This window comes from Pseudomonas sp. HLS-6 TE3448, assembly GCF_053629555.1.
Genome location: NZ_JBRJIO010000001.1, coordinates 3,732,962 through 3,751,653, shown reverse-complemented (window position 1 = coordinate 3,751,653; position 18,692 = coordinate 3,732,962). Strand labels below are relative to the sequence as shown.

The following is an 18,692-nucleotide window of genomic DNA, read 5'->3' as shown; positions in this document are numbered from 1 at the left end:
GCCTCACCCACACACCTCGCCCCATGCCCGACAAAACCACTAGAATGGCCACCTTGCTGATCAGGTGCATTCATGGATATCGAGCTGGCCCGAACCTTTCTTGAGATCGTCCGTTGCGGCAGCCTGGCCTCGGCGGCCGAGCGCTTGCACGTCACACAGACCGCCATCACCGCCAGGGTGCAGAAACTCGAACAACAACTGGCCTGCCAACTGTTCGTGCGCAGCCGCAGCGGCGCCAGCCTTACCGCCGACGGCGAAGCCTTCGTGGTGTACGCCAACCAACTGGTGCAAACCTGGGAAGCCGCGCGCCGCGACCTGCCGCTGCCCGATGGCTGCCATCAGGTGCTGCACATCGGCGGCGAAGTCAGCCTGTGCAACCCACTGATGCTCAATTGGGTCAGTGCCCTGCAGCGGGAACTGCCAAACCACGCCGTGCGCTGTGAAGTCGGCGAGCGCAACAGCTTGCTGCAAGAGCTGGAGCTAGGGGTACTCGACGCGGTGCTGGTCTATCAGCCAAGCTACGGCCCGGGCCTGCAGGTCGAGCAACTGATGGAAGAGAAGCTGATCCGCATTCGCAAGGCCTGCACGCCCGAACCCTACGTCTACATTGATTGGGGCGATGCCTTCCGCCGCCTGCACGATGCAGCCTTGCCCGAATGCGCCCGCCCGGCACTGAGCTTCAACCTCGGCCCGATGGCCCTGCAGTACATACTCGAACACGGCGGAAGCGGCTATTTTCGCACACGCGTGGTACAAGCCTACCTGGACAGCGGCGTGTTCGAGCGCGTGCCGCAAGCGCCCGAATTCACCTACCCCACCTACCTGGTGTATGCCCGCGAACGCGACTCGCAAGTGCTGCAACAGGCGTTCAGCGTATTACGCGAAGTCGTCGCCCGCGACAATGACTGGTCACAACGCTGGGACCCGCAGATCTGAGCGCACTGTTGCCACTTTGCTGAGCAACTGACGCTTGAGCGCGGCAATAAGGTCGGTCTGAGTGATCACCCCTACCACCTGCTCACCGTCCAACACCGGCAGGCAATGCAACCCTTGCTCACAGAGCAACGGCAGCAGCGTGACCGCCTGCTGCTGACTGCCGACACTGACCACACGCCGGCTCATGATGGTCTCCAGCCGCACCGGCTGACGCCGACCAAACAGCGCACGCCAACTGAACCGTTGCTGGGCCATGGCCGGGCCGATCAAATCACTCAGGCTGACAATACCGACCAGGCGCTTCGTCTCATCGAGCACCGGCAAAGCCTTCACATGATGACCCGACAACTGCTGCCAGGCCTGCTCCAGCGTGGTGCCGGGCGTGGCGAACTGTACGTCCCGTGACATCACCCTGGCTGCGGTAATCCCGCCAAGGCTACGCTTCAACGCCTGCTGCTCGGTGGCCATGATGATCCGTTCCAGCTCATCACGGGTGACATCGACAAACTCGCCCAACGCTTCCAGCGCCTGATCCAGATCTTCGCCACTGACCCCTACCCGTTCACTCGGCAATGGGTCGAGGGTATGGTGCAAGTCCTTGCGCGGCGCAGCCGTCTTTGGGTAGCGCACCCCGGTTGCCCGGTTGTACAGCACCGCCACCAGCAACAGGCACAAGGCGTTGAGCAACACGGGCTCCAGGACCTGCACACCGAGTGCAGCGAGCGAGGGGTCCGCCAATGCCAGGCTCACCGCCAGTGCCCCGCCCGGTGGATGCAGACAACGCAGCAGGCACATCAGCAGAATGGCCAACATCAGCGCCGAACTGGCGGCCAGCAGCCCGGGGCCGATCCAGTGGTGCAGCCCCAGCGCCACCAATGCGGCGATGACATAGCTACCGATCAGCGGCCACGGTTGTGACAACGCCCCGGAGTGCACCCCGAACAGCAACACGGCCGACGCCGCCAAAGGCCCCAGCAGATGCAGGGCCACCGCGCTGCCGAACAGCGCGCTGCACACCGTGCCCGCGAGCAAAACACCGAGCAACGCGCCAAGACCGGCGCGAAACCATTCTTTGGGGGGGATGTTCAGCGTTGCCGGGGCAAGGCGCTGCAGCCAGTGACGCAGACCACGGGTAGACATGGGAGGAGCAAATACCTTTTGAAAAAACACGCACCGTCAATACCGAGCGATACACCTTGCGCAAGCAGCCATGCGGGGCAAAACTCGATTGCGCAGGAATTCTGAAGGAGATGAGTACGCTGGCGGTAATGCAAAAAAATGAAGGGAAACTGCATTATTTTTGAGGGGTGCGACGAGGGGGTGCCTTCCCCCTTGAACCCTGGGCGGGAATGGCAATGTGCTGATGGTTATCAGAACGTCACACTGACGTGCGTCGCAGGCCGTATTGCAACCAATAACTACCAGAACGTGCCGCTTCAATGGAAGTCGACCGTAGCAGCAAACCGTTACACTAACGCACCCGCTCCTGGTGTGTTGATAGACAGGACGCCCAAGCGCTTACCCGGCCCAGCGTGCAAGCCCGGCCCCTGCCGTGCAATGAGAACCGACATGAGACACCCTGTTCAGACAACTGACATCCCAGTATCCAATTCCCCGTGTGACGGAGCACCCGCAGCATGATCGAGGTAACCGAGGTTTCCATTGCCGACCTGCGTGCGGCGCTCGAATCCGGGCAGACAACAGCGGTCGCGCTCGTCCAGGCGTACCTCGCCAGGATCGACGCCTATGACGCCCCTGGCACAGCCACCGCGCTCAATGCAGTGGTGGTTCGCAACCCGGACGCACTCAAGGACGCGCAGGCTTCCGATGCCCGTCGGGCCAGGGGTGAAACCTTGGGGCCACTCGATGGCATTCCCTACACCGCCAAAGACAGCTATCTGGTCAAGGGCCTCACTGCCGCCTCTGGCAGCCCGGCATTTGTCGACCTGATTGCCTATTGCGACGCGTTCACCATCGAACGACTGCGCGCCGCCGGTGCAATCTGCCTGGGCAAGACCAACATGCCGCCCATGGCCAACGGCGGCATGCAGCGTGGGGTCTACGGCCGAGCAGAGAGCCCGTACAACGCCGACTACCTCACCGCCCCCTTCGCATCGGGCTCATCGAACGGCGCCGGTACTGCCACCGCGGCCAGCTTCGCAGCCTTCGGCCTGGCGGAAGAGACCTGGTCGAGCGGGCGCGGCCCGGCCTCGAACAACGGCCTGTGCGCCTATACGCCTTCGCGTGGGGTGATTTCGGTGCGCGGCAACTGGCCGCTGACGCCGACGATGGACGTTGTCGTGCCGTACGCCAGAACCATGGCCGATCTGCTCGAAGTGCTCGATGTGGTGGTCGCAGAAGATCCCGACACCCGCGGCGATCTGTGGCGGATGCAGCCCTGGGTGCCGATTCCGAGTGTCGCCTCGGTTCGTCCTGCCTCCTACCTGTCGCTTGCCGCGAAGCCTGAGGCACTGGCTGGCAAACGGCTCGGCGTTCCCCGCATGTACATCAATGCAGACCCCGAAGCGGGCACCGCGGAGGCCCCAGGCATCGGTGGTCCGACCGGGCAACGTATCAATACCCGCCCGTCAGTGATTGCGCTCTGGGAAGACGCACGCAAGGCACTCGAAGCCGCCGGGGCTGAAGTGATCGAAGTCGATTTCCCGCTGGTCTCCAATTGCGAGGGTGATCGCCCAGGGGCGCCGACCGTGTTTACGCGAGGCCTGGTGTCCAAAGAGTTCCTGCATCACGAACTGTGGGACTTGACCGCCTGGGCGTTCGATGACTTCCTGCAGGCCAACGGCGATCCGAAGTTGAACCGTCTGGTCGATGTGAACGGCCCGCTGATCTTCCCCCACGACCCGGGTACTCTGCCTAACCGCGAGGGCGACCTTGCCGCTGGCATGGACGAATACGTGCGAATGGCCGAGCGCGGGATTACGCCGTGGGACAAGATCCCGACCGTGCCAGACGGGCTGCGTGGGCTTGAAAAGACCCGCAAGATCGACCTCGAAGACTGGATGGAACGGCTTGGCCTGGATGCGGTGATCTTCCCGACAGTAGCCGACGTTGGGCCGGCAAATGCCGATGTCGACCCTGAAGCTGCAGACATTGCCTGGAGCAACGGCGTATGGGTCGCCAACGGCAACCTCGCCATCCGCCACCTCGGGGTTCCAACCGTCACCGTACCAATGGGCGTGATGAAGGACATCGGTATGCCCGTGGGGCTGACCTTCGCTGGGCGTGCCTATGACGATTCAAACTTGTTGCACCTTGCTTGCGCGTTTGAATCGACCGGGAACAAACGAATGATCCCACCACGCACACCACCACTGTCGGCTGGCCAGTAACCGAAATGCCGGGATTGGGGCAGTAAAGGCCCCGATCCCGGCCATCAAACGCACGGCACAGGAACAAGACAGTGGGCCAATCGGTGCTATGCCAGAGACTTTACATGGAGGTAAATATTGCTGATTCAGGAAACACTAGATCGCGCTTCCCGAAAAGACGAACACCCTGAACTCGAGCAGAATCTGCGCGCTGAGCCATACGTGGATGCTGATAGAAAATGGCAGGGGCGGCTGGATTCGAACCAACGCATGGCAGGATCAAAACCTGCTGCCTTACCGCTTGGCGACGCCCCTGTATCTGTTGCGACGAGTGTCATGCACTCGATTGAAGATTCTGCAGCTTGCGAACCAGTGCCGCTGCAGGAATGTGCGAAATTTATCAACTTTCGCGCTGTATGGGAAGCCTCAAAAACAAAAAAATCGGTTTTAAAACAGCAATTTACTGTCTCACCGCCAAGAGCCCCCAATCAGGCTACCGTCATTCCTCGTTTGCTTGCAGCAATGTCGCCTAGAGGCATCGCCCAGGACGGGCCCCTTGCGAACCCGCGAAATGCGTGCAGAAACTAAATTCCTGCACGGTAGAAATCAAACTGAAAACACCTCGATTTCATGAAGATTTCATTACCTGGCCGAAGGTTAGCAGTGCTTTCAGTACCCTACGCGTACTCAGTGCACCACGCGCGGTAGCAGGAAGCTCAACAGTTCGGGGTCATCATCCGGCTCGATAGCCTGAACCGCGCGCGGCAGGTGCTCCATGACTGAACCCCAGAATGCCGCTGCGGCTTCATCCTGATAGTAGTAACGCACCAGCCAGGCATGCTCCGCACTCATCAGCATCTGGGCCGCTACAGCACGCCCGATGCCTTTACGGCGGTACTTTTTCAGGATGAACAGATCCGCCAGTTCCAGGGCATCGATACCGGGTAAGTCACTGCGCTCGATCAGCAGAAAACCGGCAATGAAACCATCGACCAGCAACAGGTTGGCGCTCCACTGCGGCTCTTGCCAGTAGCGCTGCAGGTGCTCATCGTGGATATAGAAGCGACCGTCCAGTTCAACGTCTTCCTGCTCCCAGTCCGAGGACTCGTAGGCATAGAACTGGTACAGGTTACGCACCAGTTCGATTTGATCAGGGCTGGCCTGCACCAGTTCAAGGGTGATGTCAGTCGTCGAAGGCATGGGAAGCTCAAAGAGAAAATACTAATGGCGGCCGCAGGCAACGGCCGTTTTGCGCGCGCTATTGTTTATAAAAAAAGGCGAGAATGCTACCGGTGATCCGTGCAGTTGCTAAGGATCATGCGGTTGGTGTTGCAACGCCATCACCGTCAAGGTCCTGCTGGCACACCTGACTGATCGTCGTAGTGGGCTCGCAAACGCTGCGCTGAATCATTGGCCGGTTTTGTCGATTGCTTTAGTCTAGCGCCGGGCCACCCTGCAAGACGCGTTGGTGGCGATGAGAACTGAGGACGCTATGACAGACCGCGAACAGCTCCATCGAGAGGGTTATGTGCTGCTCCGTCGCGCAATCCCGAGCGAGTGGCTGAGTGACCTTCGTGCCGTGTTCGATGCGGGCGTGAAGCCGTCTGACCAATGGCCAGTGCCGCGCGGCATGGACTGGCGTCACTCGCTGCTGGACACTGACGCGACGGTTCAGGCGGTGTGTCGTCTGCCGCAGGTACTGACGGTGGTTGGCGAGCTGATTGGAGAACGGTTCTTCCTCGCACAGGTCGAGGGTCGCGAACCCCTTGCAGGTGGCGGCCATCAGCAACTGCACCGCGACTTGTCGGCGCAACGACCAGGCGACATCGTCGGCGCTTTAGCTTATTTCGACGATTATGGCCCTGAGAACGGCGCAACCCGTATCGTCCCCGGCAGCCATCGCCCCGAGCACGGAGCGCCGCCGTTCGACTTCAACGACGAATCCAGATCTGTGCAGCTTTCAGGCGCTGCGGGTGACATTCTGGTGTTTGATGTCGATCTGGTGCATGCCGCCAGCCTGAACGCAATCGGCGCACGCCGTCGCACCCTGCTGATCAGCTATTTTTCTGAGCGTCTGTACGCGTCGCACCTGGAAACAGTGGGCCTGCGAAATGTACGGATGGACACGAGCGATCGATTCGATCCTTCGGATTTAGCCTTCGTTGGGTATGACGATGGTGGTCATTCTGTACGCTCAACCGACCCAAGCGTGGTTCAGGCCGGTTGATTGAATCGTTAGTGCACAATCGCGTGCCGAGGCAAGGCCACGGAAATCAGTGCGGCCAACAGGACGAATGCGGTGGAAACCCACAAGCACGCCTCCAGCCCGTAACGCTGATAAATCCAGCCCGACAACACAGTGCCCAGTAATCGTCCCATTGCATTGGACATATAGTAGAAGCCTACGTCCAAGGACACCCCATCTTCCTTGGCGTAGGAAACGATCAGGTAACTGTGCAGCGACGAGTTCACGGCAAACAGTGCGCCAAACACCAGGAGGCCGCCCAGCAGCACAAGTTGCGGAGAGCCGCCCGCCGAGAGTCCCAGGGCAATGGCCGCAGGCAGGCCTGCCAACAGCCCCGCCCAAACGAAGGCAGCCCGCCCATCAGGAACGTGGCCGCGTTTCTTTCCTGTGATGTTTGGAGCCAGCGATTGGATAATGCCGTAGCCGATCACCCAGGCAGCCAGGAATCCGCCCACCTGCCAGAAATCCCAGCCAAACACGCTACTCAGGTAGACCGGCAAGGCCACCACGAACCACACATCGCGGGCACCAAAGAGGAACATTCGCGCTGCCGAGAGGATATTGATTGCCCGGCTCTTGGACAGGATGTCGCGGAACTTTGGCTTTCCTTTGGCCCTGCCAAGATCTTTCTTCAGCAAGAACAGGCTAGCTAGCCAGATCAACGCCAAGACCGCCGCCATGACCAGTACTGCGCTTTTGAAGTCCATCAGCGCGAGCAATGCGCCGCCTAGGAAGAAGCCAACGCCCTTCAATGCGTTCTTCGAGCCGGTAAGGATCGCTACCCACTGGTAGAGCGTGCCTTGTTGACTGTCGGGCACCAGGAGTTTTATTGAACTCTTGGCGCTCATCTTGTTGAGGTCTTTGGCAATCCCCGACATTGCCTGGGCACCCATCACCCAAGGGATGGTCAGCCAAGCCGCAGGTACGGCAAGCATCAACAACGCCGCCACCTGGAGCCCCAGACCAATGTTCATGGTGCGATTCAGACCCACCCGGGCGCCAAGGTAGCCACCCAACAGATTGGTAATGACCCCGAAGATCTCGTAGAACAGGAACAGGAACGCAATCTGCAACGGGCTGTAGCCCAACGCATGGAAGTGCAACACCACCAACATGCGCAGTGCACCGTCGGTGAGCGTAAAGGCCCAGTAATTACCGGTGACCAGCAGGTACTGGCGCACCTGCGGGGAGAGGGCTGACAGCGCGTGCATGATCACTCTCTTCTCAGCCTGCCAAACCGACCAGCCTGGCCAGCTCGACAGCACGGTTGGCGTACCCCCACTCGTTGTCGTACCAGGCGTAGATCTTCACCTGGGTGTCATTGACCACCAAGGTCGAGAGCGCATCAATGATCGAGGAGCGCGGGTCGGTGCGGTAGTCGATGGACACCAGCGGGCGTTCTTCATAGCCCAGGATATTTTTCAGCGGGCCCTCTGCGGCCGCTTTAAGCAACGCGTTGACCTCATCCACGGAGGTAGCGCGCTCGACTTCGAACACGCAATCGGTAAGCGAGGCGTTGGCCAGCGGCACGCGCACGGCATGGCCGTTCAGCTTGCCGCGCAGCTCAGGGAAGATCTCGGCAATCGCGGTGGCAGAACCCGTGGTCGTCGGGATCAGGCTCATGCCCGAGGCACGGGCGCGACGCAAATCCTTGTGCGGCTGATCAAGGATGCTCTGGGTGTTGGTCAGGTCGTGAATAGTGGTGATCGAGCCGTGGCGAATCCCCAGGTTTTCATGGATCACCTTGACCACCGGGGCCAGGCAGTTGGTGGTACAGGAGGCTGCGGTCACGATACGGTGCAATGCCGGGTCGAACAGGTGTTGGTTAACCCCCATGACAACGTTCAGCGCGCCGCTTTCCTTGACCGGCGCGCACACAACCACACGCTTCACACCCTGATCCAGGTAGGCCTGAAGTACCGCAACGGTTTTCATCTTGCCGCTGGCTTCGATGACCAGATCGCAACCCGACCAGTCGGTGTCGGCAATCGCCTTGTTGGCGGTCACCTTGATCCGCTTGCCGTCAATCACAACCTGATCACCCTCGGCGCTCGCTTCGTGGCACCAGCGGCCATGCACCGAATCGAAGTTGATCAGGTGCGCATGCGTTGCTGCGTCGCCTGCCGGATCGTTGATCTGCACGAACTCAAACTCAGGCCAGCTCCAGGCTGCACGCAAGGCAAGACGACCGATGCGACCGAAACCGTTGATACCTACTTTTATACGCATGTGTTTGTTCTCTTGAAGCAACGGCCTGCAGGTAGTTACGACGTGACGATGTCGGACTTGTAGATGCCGTTGATAATGACGTACGGGCATTACGAAACAGTAACGAACCCTTCAAATGGCGCGTTGATTGACACGCCTGGAGAGTTCTTCTGCGGACTCCTTTCGCTCGGAATAACGGTCGACCAAATAGTCGGAGCGCTCACGCAACAGCAGGGTGAATTTCACCAGTTCTTCCATCACATCCACGACGCGGTCGTAGAACGTCGACGGCTTCATACGGCCCTCTTCGTCGAATTCCAGGTAGGCCTTGGGTACCGACGACTGGTTCGGAATGGTGAACATGCGCATCCAGCGTCCGAGTACGCGCAACTGATTGACCACATTGAAAGACTGAGACCCTCCACTGACTTGCATCACGGCCAGGGTCTTGCCCTGGGTCGGACGCACGGCGCCCATGGCCAGCGGTACCCAGTCAATCTGCGCCTTGAACACGGCAGTCATCGCACCGTGACGCTCAGGTGAGCACCAAACCTGCCCCTCCGACCACTGCATCAGCTCGCGTAGTTCCTGCACCTTGGGATGGTTGTCCGGAGCATCGTCAGGCAAGGGCAGACCGGATGGATTGAAGATTCGTGTTTCGGCACCGAAATGCTCCAGCAAGCGAGCGGCTTCCTCCGTCAGCAAGCGGCTAAACGAGCGCTCGCGGGTCGAGCCGTACAGAAGCAGGATGCGTGGCTTGTGCGTGGCCAACAGGGTACTGCCAAGCTTATCGGGAGTCGGCAGTTCGACCAGTTCAGCATTAAGGTTGGGGAGATGTTCTTCAGTCACGGATTGACTCCTGAGCAAGTGCGCCCTGCGGGCTATCTCATAAAAGCCGAGCACAGCTCGGGCAAGCGTTGACTCAACAGCAAGCAGAAAGGCGCTGTGGGCGGTCACCCATCACGTCAAGGCGCTTGGCGTCGGGGCTGAGCCAACGCTGGTTGGCGTCAAGGGTGCTCTTGAGCACAGCGATCACCCAGGCCGGGAGGTTGGGATGCAGGCGGTAATAAACCCATTGCCCCTGCCGACGATCCTCAAGCAAACCGCAATTGCGCAGCTGTGCCAGATGACGGGAAATCTTGGGCTGGCTTTCATCGAGCGCACAGGTGAGCTCACAAACGCACAGCTCTTGCTCACGAGCAATGAGCAACATCAGGCGAACGCGGGTCTCATCGGCCAGGCATTTGAATACGGTGGTTGGCGTCAGGGGGTCAGCCATAGGGGTCTCGACGTTTGGTTTTCACCAGCACAAACCTCTTGATATGTTCATGGCTGTCGTGAAGAGGATGGCGGTAAGCATCGGGCTTGCCGCTCATTGCCAAGTTCAGGGGCTTATATGGTTAAACGAATATATGATTTTTCAAATATACAGTAAAGCGCCACCTTCGTTTCCTGGCTGGTTGGCGAGTCAAGAGGCCTGTGGTTTGCACGAAACGCAAAACGCATAGCAGTCATGGCCATCTGAAAATGCACTTTTTTCGCCTGATAATCGCAATGGCTTTGTGAGCCAGATCAGTTGGCGTCAAAACGGAGTCGCTATACTAAGCACCGCCCCGCATCGACTCCAGGCTCCCCTCCCATGGCTCATCCGCTTAGCAGTCAACTAGACATCGTCATCATCGGTGGGGGCCAATCAGCCTTGGCTGTAGCGTATTTCCTGCGCCGCACCCAACTTTCTTTCGTCATCCTCGACGCAGAGGAAGCGCCAGGAGGCGCCTGGCGTCATGGCTGGAACTCACTGCGCCTGTTCTCACCGTCCACCTGGAGTTCAATCCCCGGCTGGATGATGCCCCCCACGCAAGATGGCTACCCGACACGAAATCATGTGATCGGGTACCTCAACCAGTACGAGCAGCGGTACCAGTTTCCGGTCGAGCGCCCAGTGCAGGTCTCGCGTGTGGAGCGTACAGCGTCTGGCTTGCGAGTACACGCTGACGACAGGCATTGGGATGCCAAGGTTGTCATCAGCGCGACAGGTACCTGGAGCAACCCTTACATTCCTCACTACCCCGGTGCCGAACAGTTCGCTGGGCGGCAGTTGCACTCTGCGCACTATGTTGAAGCACATGCATTTGCGGGCAAGAAGGTGCTGGTGGTGGGCGGCGGTAATTCCGGGGCGCAGATTCTGGCAGAAGTTTCCAAGGTCGCCGAGACCACATGGGTAACCCCTGCTGAACCGGTGTTTCTGCCTGACAATGTTGATGGGCGGGTACTTTTCGAGCGTGCGACTGAGCGATTGAAAGCTCAACAGGAGGGGCGTGTCATTGACCAACCCGTCGGCGGGTTGGGAGACATCGTCATGGTGCCTCCCGTTGTCAAGGCTCGTGAGCGTAACGCTCTCAGATCTGTACGCCCTTTTGAACATTTCACTCGCAACGGCGTGAGGTGGGCCGATGGAACTGAATCTGCCGTGGATGTGGTGATCTGGTGTACCGGATTCAGGCCAGCCCTGCAGCATCTGAATGGACTTGGCGTAATCAATGCCGAAGGCCGCGTTGACGTCGAAGGCACTCACTCGACCCAAGAACCGAGGCTATGGCTGGTCGGCTATGGCGAGTGGACAGGTTCGGCTTCTGCCACGTTGATCGGCGTAGCACGCAGCGCACGTAGCACCGTCAACGAAATTTTAGCCTTTCTTGGCCATTCGTCCGTGGTCTAGTGCGTCTGCACCCTGGGAGTCGTGTGCATGAACGAAGTAATTGTGCGCTGGCCTGAACGTAACCCCCGCCTCTTTTTGGCAGTGGCCGCGTCTGTCTGGTTCGGACTGTATGAGGCCCTGATTCCTGCGTCCGAAGCGTTGGTCGCAACGCTTCCGGTTGATCGCAATAGCCACCTTGGCGGCGCCTTACAGTTTTTCTTCTACGACACACCCAAAGTGCTGATGCTGCTGACCGGCATTGTGTTCTTGATGGGCATGATCAACTCCCACTTCACGCCTGAGCGCACCCGCGCAATGCTGGCGGGACGCAGCGAGGGGATGGCCAATGTCATGGCCGCGTCACTTGGTGTGTTTACTCCATTTTGCTCCTGCTCAGCCGTTCCTCTATTCATAGGTTTTGTTCAAGCGGGCGTGCCACTAGGGGTGACGTTCTCTTTCCTCATTTCCGCGCCTATGGTGAATGAGGTAGCGCTGACACTGTTGCTTGGCCTGTTCGGCTGGAAGATCGCACTGCTGTACCTGGGCTTGGGTTTGTTTATTGCGGTTGTCGCAGGTTGGGTCATTGGACGACTGAAAATGGAGGCCTATCTGGAGGACTGGGTTCGTGAAATGCCCAAAATCCAGGCAACCGCCGGTGACACGAGTATGCCGCTGTATGAGCGGATAAATGCCGGGTTTAACAGCGTGCGTGAAATCGTTGGGAGAGTATGGCCTTACATCCTTGCCGGTATTGCCATTGGCGCGGGCATTCACGGGTATGTGCCTGAGGATTTCATGGCCAGCTTCATGGGCAAGGAAGCCTGGTGGTCGGTTCCGCTCGCGGTGCTTATCGGTATCCCCATGTACACCAATGCTGCAGGCATCATCCCGATCGTGCAGGCACTGCTCGCAAAGGGCGCGGCGCTGGGCACTGTGCTGGCCTTCATGATGAGTGTCATCGCCCTCTCCCTTCCGGAGATGGTGATCTTGCGCAAGGTGCTGAAGGTTCGCCTGATAGCCACCTTCATTGGGGTCGTCGGCGTCGGCATTCTCATCGTCGGTTACCTCTTCAACTTCGCGCTTTAATCCACGTATTGAGGTTTTTATGAAAGACATCAAGGTTCTGGGTAGCGGTTGTGCCAAATGCAAATCAACGGTGGCCATCATCGAACAGGTGGCGAGCGCGACAGGCATCCCGGTGAAGCTGGAGAAGATCGAAGACATGCAACAGATCGTCAGCTACGGGGTTATGTCCACGCCCAGCGTTGTGATTGATGGAAAGGTTGTTCACTCAGGGGGCGTCCCCTCCCGTGACAAGGTCGAACAGTGGCTCAGCGCTTGAGATAGGCAGCCACTGCGTTACCTGTGCGCATACGCGCACAGGTAGTTCCCGCATCAATACACCACCTACTTGGGCCCTAGTCGCCGAGGCCGTTATCGACTCACTCGGTAGCACATTCTGTAGAGCCGTTAATGCAATCTAAAAGTGCCAGTCCTCGGCATCGACAACACGACAGAATGCCCCCGCCAGTGTTGCATTGTGGTGCGCGACGATCATCTCGGCCGTCAATGCCGGGGTATCGCTGCAGGTGTGACCATCAGCAATCAACACCGTATCAAACCCACTATCTCGCGCCGCGCGGCAAGTACTGTCGACGCAATACTGGGTTTTCATCCCGGTAATGACCACGCCCTCTGAGCCGCACACCCGCAACCGGGCGGCCAAGTCCGTCATGGCGAAGGCACTGGGTCGGTGTTTCTCAAAGATGATTTCGTCGCCGTGTAGCACCAGTTCCTGAACCAGTGCTGTCAACGGGCTGCCCGGCTCGATAGGCGAGCCAGCCGGGCCGACATGACGCGCCAGAAAAACCGGCGCACCCGCCTTCCGGGCTTTGCTCAACAGGCTGTTCAGTGTGCTCAGCAGCGCCTCGCCACGCCACGGCTTGTCAGGGCCGTGAAAAAGCCCAACCTGCATGTCGAGAATCAAGAGTGCATGCATGCTGCGTTTCCTTACATTGAGCCAGCGACACAAGGGCAAAAAAAAGACCCTGTCCATCGCTGACGGGGCCTCTAGGGTTCGTACGCTTACTGGCTCACGACACCGCTCACGCCCCGCCTCTGGCGGTCGTGGTAGTGGTTGTCGAGGTAACACGTGATTGACTCATAACGTTGACCCTATCGACTCCCGACGTGGCTGGCAAGTGACCTTGAAGTTCTGTGGATGAAATCGACAGCGTGCAGCCTCGCTATTCATCATTTCGACAAAACATTACCTGCCCACCAATATGATCTATAACCAATAACACGGCGGCTTTGGGTCGGAATCTGGGCGACCTGCGGCCCCATGAAGGCCCAGCGCTACTTGCGCAACAACTGTACGGCCGAGGTGCTCAAACGGCACGTGGCAGACGTCGACGGTCACATCGCCGCCTAAGGCGCCTTACCCTATACGCCTGGCGTGCTCTGTGCAGTACCTGGGGAAGTAGAGTGCGGAGTATTGTTGAAACAGGACGGTGGACGCACTCGCGCTTACGGCTACGTGCTCAAGACTTGACGCTACACACGCTATCCACCCTCAAGGAGCCTCCCCGATGAGTCAATCGCAAACGCGCTTACCCGCCGACATGGTTCAACGCTTCCCCGTCCTGATCGTGATCAATGCCAAGGGGCACGACGACAGCATCATCGTGCGCAGCGCCCACGCCATTGCTGAAGCGCTGCATGAACATGAACTCGGGGTGGAGCTGGTGGGGTCGCTTGATGAGGCAGAGATCGCCATCAGTGCCAACTCAACTTACAGCTGCGCCATTATCGGCTGGGGGCTATGCGACGCGGCACCAGAACAGGCGCTGCGACTGATTCGCCTGATCCGGCGACGCACCGCACAGTTGCCGGTCATGCTGGGCCTGAGCCAAGCGACCCAAGGCCAGATTCCGCTGGCGTTCTTCGAGCACATCGACGGGATTATCTGGCAACCTGAAGACAGCCCTCAATTCATCGCCGGACGCATCGAAACGGCTGCCCGTCGCTACCTCGACAGCATCCTGCCGCCGTTCTTCGGTGCACTGGTGAATTTTGCCGGCACCCATGAGTACTCCTGGCATACCCCGGGCCATACCGGCGGCACGGCGTTCATGAAGACCGCCGTAGGACGTAGCTTTCTCGAATTCTATGGCGAGCAAATGCTGCGCTCAGACCTTAGCGTCTCGGTTGGCGAGCTAGGCTCGCTCAACGACCATTCCGGCCCGGTGGACGAAGCAGAAAAATACGCCGCGCGGGTGTTTGGTGCCGACTATACCTTCTTCTCGATGGGCGGCAGTTCAGCGAGCAACCAGATCGTCTTGCACGCTGCCGTGACCGACGGCGATGCAGTGCTGGTCGACCGCAATTGCCATAAATCGTTGAACTATGCGCTGAACATGTCCGGTGCGGTACCGCTGTACTTGCGCCCACGCCGCAATGCACGCGGCCTGATCGGCCCTGTACCGCGCAGCGAACTGACACCGGCAGCCGTGGCCCAGAAACTCGCCGACAGCCCCTTGGCAACCCACAAGCAGGCACGTCCGGTATTGGCCGTGCTGACCAACTCGACCTACGACGGCCTGTGCTACAACGTGCAGGTCACCACCCGAGAGCTGAGCCAGAGTGTCGACCGCATCCACTACGATGAAGCCTGGTTCGCCTACGCGCGTTTCAACACGCTGTATGAAGGACGCTACGGCATGCACCGTGGCGAGCGGCATGCCGATGATGCGACAGTCACCGTCACCCACTCGACCCACAAACTGCTGGCCGCGCTGTCACAGGCGTCGATGATCCACATCCGCTCAGGCAAGGTGCCGGTCAAGCCGGCACTGTTCAACGAAGCCTTCATGATGCACACCTCGACGTCACCGCAATACAGCATCATCGCGTCGATCGATGTCTCTTCGAAGATGATGGACGATGCCGGCGAGTACCTCACCGACGAATCGATCAGCGAAGCGATCGCCTTCCGCCAGGCTATGGTGCGCCTGAGCAACGAACTGCGTGAGCGCGACTCCAGCGACTGGTGGTTTGGCGTCTGGCAACCGGATGAGGTCAACGGCGTGCCCTTTGCCGAAATCGCCCCCCATGCGCTACACCGAGGCGATGCCTGGGTGCTCAAACCAACGGCCAGTTGGCACGGGTTCGGCGACCTGGGTGACGACTACTGCATGCTTGACCCGATCAAGGTCACGGTACTTACACCCGGCCAGACACTCGAAGGCGCAATGGAGCCCAGCGGTATCCCGGCCCCCTTGGTCTCGACCTTCCTCGCCAGCCGTGGAACCGTGGTGGAAAAGACGGAACCGTACTCGATACTGCTGCTGTTCAGCATCGGCGTGACCAAAGGCAAATGGGGCACGTTGGTCGCTGGCCTGATGGAATTCAAGAGGCACTACGACAACAATTCGCCGCTGGAACAGGTACTGCCCGACCTGGTCGCCAGCCATGGTGATCGCTATCGCGACATGGGCCTGAAGGACCTTGCCGAGCAGATGCACCAGGACATGCTTGCCTCGAAAATGCTGCACAACATGGATGCTGCCTACACCCTGCTACCTGACCCGGTGGCCTCCCCGCGCGCCACCTACGCCAGGCTGGTTCGTGGCGAAATAGAACAGATTGCCGTACGCGACATGCTTGATCGAACGGTCGCGGTGCAGATCGTTCCCTATCCGCCGGGCATCCCGCTGATGATGCCGGGAGAGAAAGCCGGTGCCGACAAAAAGGCCATCGTCGATTACTTGCTGGCAATGGAGCTGTTCGATGGTCACTTTCCGGGTTTCGAGCACGACAACCATGGCATCGAGATCGAGCGTGATGGCCAGGGGCGGCCAACCTACAAGGTGTATGTGGTCAAACAATAGCGTTTAGCCCCCTCCCCTGCGGCCTGCAGTAAAGCGCCGGAATCAGGGTCAGTGCTTTTGAGAGCGTAAGGAGTTTTCAGATGGCTGATTCAAGCAAGAAAATGAGCCTCGTGGGGCTGACCACTCTGGTAACGGTCAACATGATGGGCTCCGGCATCATCATGCTGCCCACAAGCATGGCCCAACTCGGCGCAGTATCACTGTTGTCATGGCTAGTGACCGCCGTTGGGTCCATGGCCATCGCCTACTGCTTTTCCCAATGTGGCATTTTCTGCGCACGATCAGGCGGATTGTCTGCCTATACCGAAGAGGCGCACGCAAAGTCCGGGTTCTTCCTCTGTTCGTACCTGTACTTCCTGTCGCTGGCCATCGCCAACGTCGCCGTCGCCATTTCCGCAGTGGGTTACATGACCTCATTCGTGCCCTGGCTGGGCAGCGGCGCCATTCCGTTGTTCATCGGTACAGTGGGCCTGCTCTGGTTGACCACCCTGGCCAACTTTGGCGGGCCCAGCATCACCGGCAAGATCGGTGCAGTCACCGTCTGGGGCGTGATCATCCCGGTGGCAGGCCTGTGCATCATCGGCTGGTTCTGGTTCAAGCCTGACGTGCTGGCCGCGGCCTGGAACCCTAACAGCCTGCCGATCTCAGAGGCAGTGAGCAAGGCCATTCCCTTGACCCTGTGGGCATTTCTGGGCATGGAGTCGGCCGCGCAGGCCTCCGATGCAGTGGAAGACCCCAAACGTACAGTACCGCTGGCCTGCCTGTTCGGCACCCTGGGGGCTGCGGTGGTGTATGTGCTCTCGACTACCGTCATCCAGGGCATCATCCCCAACGCTGAACTGGCCAACGCGTCGGCGCCTTTCGCACTTGTCTATGCGCACATTTTCAACCCAACGGTCGGCAACATCATCATGGCGCTGGCAGTGATGGCGTGCGTGGGCTCGCTACTGGGCTGGCAGTTCACCCTGGCGCAAACGGCCAAGATGACCGCCGACCAAGGCATGTTCCCGAAACTGTTCAGCAAGGTCAGTGCACGGAATGCACCGATCATCGGCATGATCGTCTGCGGCGTACTGCAGACCCTCATGGCACTGTCGACCATTTCGCCCAATGCCAGTGCCCAGTTCAGCAAACTGGTCAACCTGGCGGCAGTGACCAACCTGATTCCCTACGTGACAGCGCTCACCGGGCTGCTGGTCATGATGTACAAGGCCAAGGCTTCATCAGCAGTCAACACACGCAATACCGCCGTGCTGCTGGTTGCCGTGGCCTATTCGTTGTATGCCCTCTATGCCTGCGGTAGAGACGCCGTGTTCGGTGGCACTCTGGTGTTGGCCTTCGGTTACCTGCTCTACGGCTTCCTCGCCAAACGTTTTGTCAATGAGCCTCAAACCGCCCAGGCCAGGGCCGGCAATCCTTAGGCGTTGCTGTCAGGACTGCATAGACATTTGAACACGGGGAACAGGATATGAACGTACAGTTGACCAAACCCGCAAGCCTGTTGATGACCTGCCTGCTTGCGCTGATGCCGGTCGTGGCCAGCGCGAACACCCTGGAGCGCGTTCGCACCAACAACACCTTTAACCTGGGCTACCTGCCAGACTACGCACCGTTCAGCAGCATGGAGGGCGACAAGGTCGGCGGTTACGCCATCGACCTGTGCCTGAAAATCGCCGACAAGGTCAAGGCCGAACTGGGGCTGACCTCGCTGCAAGTGCACTACCAGCCCATCAACATCACCGAGGCCACCAGCGCCGTCGGCTCGGGCAAGATCGACATCCTCTGTACGCCAACGCCGGCGACACTGGAACGGCGCAAAACAGTGAGCTACTCAATACCGGTCTACACCGCCGGGCTTTCCGTGGTCGTGCGTGACAACGCCAATGAGGCGTTACTCAATGTGCTCAATGGCAAGGTGGCCCACAGCGGGCCGACCTGGCGCGCCACCGTCAACCGTGGTCTCGCCAACCAGACCTTCGTCACCACCGGAGGCGGCGTCTCCGAGGCGTGGATCCGCGAGAAAATGCGCTTGCTCGGCGTAGTTGCCACACTGATAACGGTCAAGGACAACGACGAAGGGATAAAACTGGTCGCCGATGGCAAGGCCGATGCATTCTTCTCTGAACGGATGTCGCTCAAAACCCATGTCGCCGCCGATTACCCGAGCGGAAAGCTGATGATACTGGACCGTATCTTTGAATTCGCACCTGTCTCATTGATGGTGGAGCGCGGCGATGAAAACTTCCGCTTGCTGGTCGATACCACACTCAGCGAGATGTACCGTTCCGGCGAAATCGAACAGGCCTACGACAAGTACCTGGGCGGCGCTGGCGAGACGGCCAAAAAACTCTTCAAGGTGTATGCCCAACCCTAGGACCGGAGAC

16 protein-coding genes and 1 tRNA gene are annotated in these 18,692 nt (G+C 59.2%); 9 read left to right on the top strand and 8 right to left on the bottom strand.

Annotated features, from left to right (window positions below):
* Window positions 1–72 precede the first annotated feature (72 nt).
* Window positions 73–936, top strand: coding sequence for a LysR family transcriptional regulator (locus AB7M23_RS17335; protein WP_454241476.1), 864 nt, complete (start codon window positions 73–75; stop codon window positions 934–936).
* On the opposite strand, the gene AB7M23_RS17330 is transcribed toward AB7M23_RS17335, so the two are convergent.
* On the bottom strand, window positions 910–2,076 hold the full coding sequence (locus tag AB7M23_RS17330; protein WP_454241475.1) for an HPP family protein: 1,167 nt from the start codon (window positions 2,074–2,076) through the stop codon (window positions 910–912). The genes AB7M23_RS17335 and AB7M23_RS17330 overlap by 27 nt on opposite strands.
* 497 nt (window positions 2,077–2,573) lie before the next feature.
* Here AB7M23_RS17330 and AB7M23_RS17325 point away from each other — a divergent pair, with 497 nt between their 5' ends.
* Window positions 2,574–4,286: an amidase gene (locus AB7M23_RS17325; protein WP_454241474.1), complete on the top strand. Its 1,713-nt coding sequence runs from the start codon at window positions 2,574–2,576 to the stop codon at window positions 4,284–4,286.
* Between the two features lie 219 nt (window positions 4,287–4,505).
* Here AB7M23_RS17325 and AB7M23_RS17320 read toward each other — a convergent pair.
* Window positions 4,506–4,580: transfer RNA gene (locus AB7M23_RS17320), tRNA-Gln, on the bottom strand.
* A gap of 372 nt (window positions 4,581–4,952) precedes the next feature.
* Window positions 4,953–5,465: a GNAT family N-acetyltransferase gene (locus tag AB7M23_RS17315; protein ID WP_065761197.1), complete on the bottom strand. Its 513-nt coding sequence runs from the start codon at window positions 5,463–5,465 to the stop codon at window positions 4,953–4,955.
* Between the two features lie 292 nt (window positions 5,466–5,757).
* Between AB7M23_RS17315 and AB7M23_RS17310 the strand changes: the two genes are divergently transcribed.
* A complete protein-coding gene (locus tag AB7M23_RS17310) occupies window positions 5,758–6,492 on the top strand; it encodes a phytanoyl-CoA dioxygenase family protein (RefSeq protein WP_454241473.1) in 735 nt (244 codons plus the stop codon).
* Between the two features lie 8 nt (window positions 6,493–6,500).
* Here AB7M23_RS17310 and arsJ read toward each other — a convergent pair whose 3' ends face one another.
* The 4 genes from arsJ to AB7M23_RS17290 form a co-directional block, all read right to left on the bottom strand.
* Window positions 6,501–7,721 carry an organoarsenical effux MFS transporter ArsJ gene (gene arsJ, locus AB7M23_RS17305; protein WP_065761199.1) on the bottom strand — a complete coding sequence of 407 codons (1,221 nt, stop codon included), beginning with the start codon at window positions 7,719–7,721 and terminating at the stop codon, window positions 6,501–6,503.
* A gap of 13 nt (window positions 7,722–7,734) precedes the next feature.
* Window positions 7,735–8,739 carry an ArsJ-associated glyceraldehyde-3-phosphate dehydrogenase gene (locus AB7M23_RS17300; RefSeq protein ID WP_330522665.1) on the bottom strand — a complete coding sequence of 335 codons (1,005 nt, stop codon included), beginning with the start codon at window positions 8,737–8,739 and terminating at the stop codon, window positions 7,735–7,737.
* A gap of 111 nt (window positions 8,740–8,850) precedes the next feature.
* Window positions 8,851–9,567, bottom strand: a complete 717-nt coding sequence (gene arsH, locus AB7M23_RS17295) for an arsenical resistance protein ArsH (RefSeq protein WP_099774662.1) — start codon at window positions 9,565–9,567, stop codon at window positions 8,851–8,853.
* Window positions 9,568–9,640: 73 nt separating this feature from the next.
* Complete coding sequence (locus tag AB7M23_RS17290; RefSeq protein ID WP_065761202.1) at window positions 9,641–9,997, bottom strand: metalloregulator ArsR/SmtB family transcription factor; 357 nt, start codon at window positions 9,995–9,997, stop codon at window positions 9,641–9,643.
* Between the two features lie 360 nt (window positions 9,998–10,357).
* Between AB7M23_RS17290 and AB7M23_RS17285 the strand changes: the two genes are divergently transcribed.
* From AB7M23_RS17285 to AB7M23_RS17275, 3 genes are read left to right on the top strand one after another with little or no spacing between them, the layout of a single operon-like run.
* Entirely contained in the window at window positions 10,358–11,437 is a 1,080-nt protein-coding gene (locus tag AB7M23_RS17285) for an ArsO family NAD(P)H-dependent flavin-containing monooxygenase (RefSeq protein ID WP_454241472.1), read from the top strand.
* Between the two features lie 27 nt (window positions 11,438–11,464).
* Window positions 11,465–12,502 carry a permease gene (locus AB7M23_RS17280; protein ID WP_454241471.1) on the top strand — a complete coding sequence of 346 codons (1,038 nt, stop codon included), beginning with the start codon at window positions 11,465–11,467 and terminating at the stop codon, window positions 12,500–12,502.
* 19 nt (window positions 12,503–12,521) lie between these two features.
* Complete coding sequence (locus AB7M23_RS17275) at window positions 12,522–12,758, top strand: thioredoxin family protein (RefSeq protein WP_099774653.1); 237 nt, start codon at window positions 12,522–12,524, stop codon at window positions 12,756–12,758.
* Window positions 12,759–12,896: 138 nt separating this feature from the next.
* Here AB7M23_RS17275 and AB7M23_RS17270 read toward each other — a convergent pair whose 3' ends face one another.
* Window positions 12,897–13,415 (bottom strand): isochorismatase family protein, encoded by a 519-nt coding sequence (locus AB7M23_RS17270; protein ID WP_454241470.1) that lies wholly within the window; start codon window positions 13,413–13,415, stop codon window positions 12,897–12,899.
* A 592-nt stretch (window positions 13,416–14,007) separates the two neighbouring features.
* Here AB7M23_RS17270 and AB7M23_RS17265 point away from each other — a divergent pair.
* The 3 genes from AB7M23_RS17265 to AB7M23_RS17255 all read left to right on the top strand — a co-directional run bounded on the left by AB7M23_RS17265 (window position 14,008) and on the right by AB7M23_RS17255 (window position 18,682).
* Window positions 14,008–16,308 (top strand): Orn/Lys/Arg family decarboxylase, encoded by a 2,301-nt coding sequence (locus AB7M23_RS17265; RefSeq protein WP_454241469.1) that lies wholly within the window; start codon window positions 14,008–14,010, stop codon window positions 16,306–16,308.
* An 80-nt stretch (window positions 16,309–16,388) separates the two neighbouring features.
* Window positions 16,389–17,729, top strand: coding sequence for a putrescine-ornithine antiporter (gene potE, locus AB7M23_RS17260; RefSeq protein ID WP_330522670.1), 1,341 nt, complete (start codon window positions 16,389–16,391; stop codon window positions 17,727–17,729).
* 47 nt (window positions 17,730–17,776) lie between these two features.
* A complete protein-coding gene (locus AB7M23_RS17255) occupies window positions 17,777–18,682 on the top strand; it encodes an amino acid ABC transporter substrate-binding protein (RefSeq protein ID WP_454241468.1) in 906 nt (301 codons plus the stop codon).
* The last annotated feature ends 10 nt before the right edge of the window (window positions 18,683–18,692 follow it).

What these genes read in the sequence shown, in the direction of transcription:
- AB7M23_RS17275 (WP_099774653.1), top strand. Translation starts at nt 12,522, where the DNA reads ATGAAAGACATCAAGGTTCTGGGTAGCGGTTGTGCCAAATGCAAATCA.
- arsJ (WP_065761199.1), bottom strand. Translation starts at nt 7,721, where the DNA reads ATGCACGCGCTGTCAGCCCTCTCCCCGCAGGTGCGCCAGTACCTGCTG.
- AB7M23_RS17255 (WP_454241468.1), top strand. Translation starts at nt 17,777, where the DNA reads ATGAACGTACAGTTGACCAAACCCGCAAGCCTGTTGATGACCTGCCTG.
- AB7M23_RS17290 (WP_065761202.1), bottom strand. Translation starts at nt 9,997, where the DNA reads ATGGCTGACCCCCTGACGCCAACCACCGTATTCAAATGCCTGGCCGAT.
- AB7M23_RS17315 (WP_065761197.1), bottom strand. Translation starts at nt 5,465, where the DNA reads ATGCCTTCGACGACTGACATCACCCTTGAACTGGTGCAGGCCAGCCCT.
- AB7M23_RS17335 (WP_454241476.1), top strand. Translation starts at nt 73, where the DNA reads ATGGATATCGAGCTGGCCCGAACCTTTCTTGAGATCGTCCGTTGCGGC.
- AB7M23_RS17285 (WP_454241472.1), top strand. Translation starts at nt 10,358, where the DNA reads ATGGCTCATCCGCTTAGCAGTCAACTAGACATCGTCATCATCGGTGGG.
- potE (WP_330522670.1), top strand. Translation starts at nt 16,389, where the DNA reads ATGGCTGATTCAAGCAAGAAAATGAGCCTCGTGGGGCTGACCACTCTG.
- AB7M23_RS17325 (WP_454241474.1), top strand. Translation starts at nt 2,574, where the DNA reads ATGATCGAGGTAACCGAGGTTTCCATTGCCGACCTGCGTGCGGCGCTC.
- AB7M23_RS17310 (WP_454241473.1), top strand. Translation starts at nt 5,758, where the DNA reads ATGACAGACCGCGAACAGCTCCATCGAGAGGGTTATGTGCTGCTCCGT.
- AB7M23_RS17300 (WP_330522665.1), bottom strand. Translation starts at nt 8,739, where the DNA reads ATGCGTATAAAAGTAGGTATCAACGGTTTCGGTCGCATCGGTCGTCTT.
- AB7M23_RS17280 (WP_454241471.1), top strand. Translation starts at nt 11,465, where the DNA reads ATGAACGAAGTAATTGTGCGCTGGCCTGAACGTAACCCCCGCCTCTTT.
- AB7M23_RS17270 (WP_454241470.1), bottom strand. Translation starts at nt 13,415, where the DNA reads ATGCATGCACTCTTGATTCTCGACATGCAGGTTGGGCTTTTTCACGGC.
- AB7M23_RS17265 (WP_454241469.1), top strand. Translation starts at nt 14,008, where the DNA reads ATGAGTCAATCGCAAACGCGCTTACCCGCCGACATGGTTCAACGCTTC.
- AB7M23_RS17330 (WP_454241475.1), bottom strand. Translation starts at nt 2,076, where the DNA reads ATGTCTACCCGTGGTCTGCGTCACTGGCTGCAGCGCCTTGCCCCGGCA.